This window comes from Tepidibacter sp. Z1-5, assembly GCF_037844525.1.
Taxonomy (GTDB): Bacteria; Bacillota; Clostridia; order Peptostreptococcales; family Peptostreptococcaceae; genus Tepidibacter_A.
Window position 1 is genome coordinate 1 of the sequence record NZ_JBBMMD010000012.1, and the last position, 1,807, is coordinate 1,807.

At 25.2% G+C, this 1,807-nt stretch carries 2 protein-coding genes and 2 rRNA genes; 3 read left to right on the forward strand and 1 reads right to left on the reverse strand.

The features are described 5' to 3' along the window. Positions 1–134 precede the first annotated feature (134 nt). Together rrf and WJW32_RS02870 are read left to right on the forward strand one after the other, a co-directional pair. Positions 135–253, forward strand: a 5S ribosomal RNA gene (gene rrf, locus WJW32_RS02865). 655 nt (positions 254–908) lie between these two features. Then, entirely contained in the window at positions 909–1,040 is a 132-nt protein-coding gene (locus tag WJW32_RS02870) for a hypothetical protein (protein ID WP_340254706.1), read from the forward strand. 33 nt (positions 1,041–1,073) lie between these two features. Here the strand turns inward: WJW32_RS02870 and WJW32_RS02875 are convergent, their stop codons facing one another. After that, complete coding sequence (locus WJW32_RS02875) at positions 1,074–1,271, reverse strand: hypothetical protein (RefSeq protein WP_340254708.1); 198 nt, start codon at positions 1,269–1,271, stop codon at positions 1,074–1,076. Positions 1,272–1,739: 468 nt separating this feature from the next. On the opposite strand from WJW32_RS02875, the gene WJW32_RS02880 reads away from it, so the two are divergent. Continuing rightward, positions 1,740–1,807 (forward strand): 16S ribosomal RNA (locus tag WJW32_RS02880); the annotation flags it as partial.

The window sequence follows — 1,807 nt, forward strand, 5'->3', positions numbered from 1 at the left end:
GTTGATAGGTTCAGGGTGTAAGCTCAGTAATGAGTTCAGCTGATGAATACTAATAGATCGAGGACTTAACCTTTTATTAAATCTGATCAATTTTGAAAGTATTAAAAACTAATACTTTAATTAAATAAAGATTATGTGGTTATTATAGCAAAGAGGATACACCTGTTCCCATTCCGAACACAGAAGTTAAGCTCTTTAGCGCCGATGGTACTTGGGGGGCAGCCCCCTGGGAGANAATAGATTATAAATGAAAAGATGGTTATTTAAATACCGTGAATTCATTAAATAGATTTATAAAATTTGCTTAGGCTTATAGCGACAACGAATTCCGTTGCTTAAATACTAAGCATTGTATCTTAATAAATATACTAAAACTTCTTAAATGCGCTTAGGCTCAGACATAAGAAGTTTTTTAACGTATATTCAAACGATACAATATGAGTTTTATTGAAATCTATTTAAAAGATTCACTAACATTTAAATAACCATCTTTTTTAGTATGTGTATATGTCATTTTTTATAATCATAATTACCTCCTTGGTCTTAGAGATAATTATATCTTATTGCTCTGAATTATACATTCTTAAAAGATCAAGTTCTTACATATCTATTGTATCGTTTATAATTGTCCCACTTACAACCTAAATATAAGAAAATTTTGTAAGTAATATTATTGTTCTATATAAACTAAACATAACCTTTGCTTTTAGAGAAGTCGTTTAATATTTTGATCTAGATTCAATTTCATAGAAATATTTTTTTCAATAAAGTATAATATAACCAATATTTGAGTAGAATATATAACAAAGTTTTTTTATTTTTATAACAAAAATTTCAAAAATAAAGAAGGAAATAAAGATAAAAAAATAGAAATATAAGAATACATATTGAATATGGGATGTGATAAAATGAAAAGTAAAAAAATATTATATTTTAATCAATATATCAATAGAATAGATAAAGACGAAAAACAAAGAAAAGAATTGATAAGTCTTATAAAAAAAATAGCAAACAATATAACTAAAGAAAATGCATTATAAAGGAGCCTAACGGCTCCTTTGTGGATTATAGAACTATTTAAAATTAAAACCATCTATATATGATCTTAACTCATTAAATTCTGTAGGGTCTTGCAATTCTACTACTTCACTTCGTTCTATTTCAAAATTTTTTAGATATACAGAAAATGTATTTTCGCTATTAGAATCATAGTAAATACATCTATAGCCATCTTCATATAGTTTTTTTAAATGACTCAATTTGTCATTCATAAAAGCACCACCTTTTTAATGATGAATAAAAAAATATAAATTTTATATTATTTTTTTCAATATACACATAAATATTCAGCTAAATTTATAAAAAAGAAATTAAATTTCAAATATAAAAGATTCTATAACGTATATAAAGCTTTAAAATAACTTATGAAATTAAAGATTATATATATTATTCACAATTTAAGTTAATAAAATACTGTTATATAATATAAAAAACATTTATTTGAATTTTTCAAACTAAAAGAAAACTAGAAAATAAAAAAACAAGTAAAAAACTTAAAAAAAGTGTTGACGAATGTATAGAATGGTGATATATTATTACTTGTCCTCAACAACGAGGCAAACACGAAACACACGAAAGAAAAAATGAACTTTGAAAATTAAACAGTAGGTTATAAAAAATCACAACAGTGATTTTCGGAAACAACACATAAAGTCAGTTTACTGAGTACTGACAAACTTTTATTTAAGAGTTTGATCCTGGCTCAGGATGAACGCTGGCGGCGTGCCTAACACATGCAAGTCGAGCG

Coding starts and splice junctions, on each gene's coding strand:
- WJW32_RS02875 (WP_340254708.1), bottom strand. CDS start 1,271: ATGAATGACAAATTGAGTCATTTAAAAAAACTATATGAAGATGGCTAT.
- WJW32_RS02870 (WP_340254706.1), top strand. CDS start 909: ATGAAAAGTAAAAAAATATTATATTTTAATCAATATATCAATAGAATA.